This window comes from Vibrio sp. V19_P1S1T109, from assembly GCF_002241375.1.
Lineage (GTDB): Bacteria > Pseudomonadota > Gammaproteobacteria > Enterobacterales > Vibrionaceae > Vibrio > Vibrio anguillarum.
The window spans coordinates 1-3,895 of record NZ_NDIM01000038.1 but is presented as its reverse complement, the minus strand read 5'-3'; the positions used below and the strand labels follow the sequence as shown (position 1 = coordinate 3,895).

Here is a 3,895-nt window from a genome sequence, read left to right as displayed (position 1 = left end):
ATTGTTAACAATGTCATTATAAAACATAGAGTTATATTAATTGATTGGCAGTGTTTACACCCTCCCGCATTGTGATCGGTCTATTGTTTTGAAACAAAATTTCGTTACTAACTAGAAAGTTTGAGTGGCATCAAGATATATTTAGAGGCGAAAAATATAATGCGATATGTGGTTACATTTTCATTGGGTGCTAACATTTAGGCTACGGGGGTGTGCCGTTAGAACCCAAACAATTCTAATAACTTAATCAGGAGCATAAACATGTTTAAAAACCTTTTTGCAAACCTGCAGAAAGTTGGTAAGGCGCTGATGCTTCCAGTATCAGTTTTACCAGTTGCGGGTATTTTGCTTGGTGTGGGTGCAGCGAACTTTAGCTGGCTACCAGAAGTTGTTTCACATTTAATGGAACAAGCTGGTGGTTCGGTTTTTGGTCAAATGGCACTACTCTTTGCAGTAGGTGTAGCATTAGGCTTCACGAATAACGATGGTGTTTCAGGTCTGTCAGCAATTGTTGGCTATGGCATCATGGTTGCGACGCTAAAAGTAATGGCAGTCGTAATGGGTGTTGATAACATCGAGACAGGCGTTCTTGGTGGTATCCTTGCAGGTGGTGTTGCTGCTTGGGCATTCAATCGTTTTTACAAAATTCAACTTCCTGAATATCTTGGCTTCTTCGCGGGTAAACGTGCAGTACCAATCATTACGGGTTTCCTTGCGATTGCTCTAGGTATTGTTTTATCTATCATTTGGCCTCCTGTCGGCTCAGCTATCGCAACATTCTCTGATTGGGCTGCTAACCAAAACCCAGTAACCGCATTTGGTATCTACGGTGTTGTTGAGCGTTCATTGATTCCATTTGGTCTTCACCACATCTGGAACGTGCCTTTCTTCTATGAAGCAGGTACATGTACCAACAATGCAGGTACTACCGTTCACGGTATCATGACTTGTTTCTTGACTGCTGATGATGCGTCTCGCGCTGCAGGTAACGGTTTCGGTCAACTAGCGGGTGGCTACCTATTCAAAATGTTCGGTCTTCCAGCTGCAGCAATTGCAATTGCACACAGTGCTAAACCAGAAAACCGTGCCAAAGTAATGGGTATCATGGCGTCAGCTGCATTGACTTCATTCCTAACGGGTATTACAGAACCTATTGAGTTCTCGTTCCTATTCATCGCTCCAGTACTTTATGTTGTTCATGCTTTGCTAGCTGGTCTTGCTTATGTATTGACTAACGCTCTAGGTGTTGTTCACGGTCACACGTTCTCGAACGGTTTCATTGACTTTGTTGTTCAATCTCCTCGTGCTGAAAACATGTTGCTATTGGTTGGTCTAGGTATTGCTTATGCAGTTCTATACTATGTCGTGTTTACTTTCGTTATCCGTACGATGAACCTGAAAACTCCAGGTCGTGAAGATGAATCTGAAGAAGCTTCTTCTGCTACAGGCAGTGAGTTAGCTGGTGAACTTGTTGCGGCCTTTGGTGGTAAAGAAAACATCACTAACCTAGATGCATGTATTACTCGTCTACGCGTTTCTGTTGCTAAAACAGAAGCAGTAAACCAAGAGAAATTGAAACAGCTTGGTGCTGCGGGTGTTGTTGTTGTATCGGGTGGCGTTCAAGCTATCTTTGGTACTAAGTCTGACAACCTTAAAACTGAAATGGATGAGTGGATCCGTAACCACGGTTAATTCATATCTTTTCATTCCCCTATAAAAAAGGAGGCGAAAGCCTCCTTTTCTTTTGCCGCTAACTCGCTCATCAGCCATTCCCTATTTTTATAAGTTGATCATTGCCATCTCATTTATTAGTTGAGTTGTCCGCTTGCGGCGATAAGACGGATCTCACGCTTGGCTTGTTGACTTAACTCTCTTTTATCTCAAACGATAATCAAGTAAGGGCTATTTCGCTCTATTCCTTTATTCACATCACTTGTTTAATTTTGCTGTGGTTTTGGGTGGCATGAATAGGTTTGGCTTCAAGAGGCAGGTGTAGCGGTTGTCGACAGGCATAAAAAAGCCGATGATGACATCGGCTTTTAGAATCAACAGGATTATTGTTTGTTCATGGCTTTTTTAATGCAGATGGCGGCGCCACCCCACGTAATGCCCAAACCAATAATCATCATAATAATTGCACTTGTCGTCATTAGTTGCACTCCTTGCGGCTTGTTGCATTGATTGTTACGCCTATAGCGAATAGTAACCCGATCATGACCCATCCTAGGGTGAGGTCATAACCACCGTAACCCTCTGTGAATAGAGCGTTCAGTTTTGTGGCGACAATAATGGCCAAAATTACAGGTGAGATAAAGCGCAGACAAATATCAAACCACACGCCAATATTGAAATCGGAAATGCTGTTCACGTATTTGCGTACGTCAGAAATCTTAAATAGCCATGCCATGAGCGTAAGTTCCACTAGACAGCTCGCCATAATGCCCACGTTGTTTGCGAAGTGGTCGACAAGGTCGAGCAGCAACAGGCCACCGTTGGTCGCAAAGGCCATTGAAACCAAAAACCCTACGCTGATAACTACATTAGCGGCCTTTTTACGGCTCCATTTTAGCTTATCGATGACGGCTGAGGTGACGGCTTCAATGATTGATATGTGTGAGCTTAGGCCTGCAACAACAAGTGCAAAGAAGAAGATTGGCCCAAGAATATAGGGCGCTGGCAATAGGTTGATAGCCGCTGGCAACGTAACGAATGCAAGCCCAACGCCCGCAGACACGACTTCTGTCAACGGTTTGCCTTGTTCATGAGCCATGTAGCCAAGAACAGAGAAAATCATAATCCCCGCCAGAATTGAGAAACCACAGTTGATCAATACTGTCATGAAGGCGTTATTCGTTATGTCTGATTTCTCAGGAAGGTAGCTGGAATACGCCAGCATGATGGCAAAACCAATACTTAGGGTGAAGAAAATCTGTCCATAAGCAGCAGCCCAAACCTTCACATCCCAGATCTTGTCAAAGTCAGGCTCAAACATGTAGTTCACACCATCTAATGCACCTGGTAGGAAAATCATGCGGCCAATCAAAAGCAGTACCATGATAAACAGTATTGGCATCATGATTTTTGAAGCGCGTTCGATTCCAGATTTCACTCCACCGACGATAGCAGCATAAGTAATGGCCCATGCAATCAGCATTGCAATGGCGATTTTCCATTGAATACTACCGAGATTGGTCGGTGAATTATCGCCTAGTGCTAAATAGTTGCTAAAGAAGAAAGCATTAGTATCTGTTCCCCAACTTTGTGTAAACGACATACCAAAGTAGGAAATAGCCCAGCCAATAACGGCCACATAATACACAGCAATAATAGCGGCAACCCCTACTTGGAACCACCCTAACCATTCAAATTTTGCGTGAATTTTAGCCAGTGTGGCTGGTGCTGAACCGCGATGCTTTTGACCCATACTGAACTCTAGGATCATAAACGGTATACCCGCTGTGATCATGGCGAAAAGGTAAGGGATGAAGAATGCACCACCCCCATTCTCATAAGCCATATAAGGGAAACGCCATATGTTTCCAAGACCGATAGCCGAACCTACGGCAGCCAGAATGAACCCTGCACGGGATCCCCATTGTTCTCGCTTCATTGTTTACTCCTTTACGACTTCCCTGAGGTATGAAGCTTCTCTTCGGCTGCGGAGCCAGTGTTGGAGTGATGAATACTATCGGTACACTAAATAGACCGTGAATATTTGCGCCATCATCCATGAACTGGCAAAAAGTTAGTGTTATATGTTGTCAGCTTTCCGAGAACTCAGAATATTGTTCTTAATAGTTCGATGTGTGTTTGCTGTATCTGAAATAATCAGCTACGCATGGGTTCGAGACTACAGACTAATCTAAGTTAAGGCAATAGATTGTAAATGTTATTC

General features: G+C 43.5%; 3 protein-coding genes. 1 reads left to right on the top strand and 2 read right to left on the bottom strand.

The features are described from left to right. Positions 1-261: 261 nt before the first annotated feature. On the top strand, positions 262-1,692 hold the full coding sequence (gene ptsG, locus B9J87_RS02115; protein WP_013856413.1) for a PTS glucose transporter subunit IIBC: 1,431 nt from the start codon (positions 262-264) through the stop codon (positions 1,690-1,692). A 362-nt stretch (positions 1,693-2,054) separates the two neighbouring features. Here ptsG and B9J87_RS02110 read toward each other — a convergent pair whose 3' ends face one another. Together B9J87_RS02110 and B9J87_RS02105 are read right to left on the bottom strand one after the other, a co-directional pair. Continuing rightward, positions 2,055-2,150: a MetS family NSS transporter small subunit gene (locus B9J87_RS02110; RefSeq protein WP_010319106.1), complete on the bottom strand. Its 96-nt coding sequence runs from the start codon at positions 2,148-2,150 to the stop codon at positions 2,055-2,057. Further along, a complete protein-coding gene (locus B9J87_RS02105) occupies positions 2,150-3,610 on the bottom strand; it encodes a sodium-dependent transporter (protein ID WP_017045264.1) in 1,461 nt (486 codons plus the stop codon). Before B9J87_RS02105 ends, B9J87_RS02110 begins: the two co-directional genes overlap by 1 nt. Positions 3,611-3,895 lie beyond the last annotated feature (285 nt).

Bases quoted from the DNA above. Each gene is read 5' to 3' on its own strand.
- ptsG (WP_013856413.1), top strand. From the start codon at position 262: ATGTTTAAAAACCTTTTTGCAAACCTGCAGAAAGTTGGTAAGGCGCTG.
- B9J87_RS02105 (WP_017045264.1), bottom strand. From the start codon at position 3,610: ATGAAGCGAGAACAATGGGGATCCCGTGCAGGGTTCATTCTGGCTGCC.
- B9J87_RS02110 (WP_010319106.1), bottom strand. From the start codon at position 2,150: ATGACGACAAGTGCAATTATTATGATGATTATTGGTTTGGGCATTACG.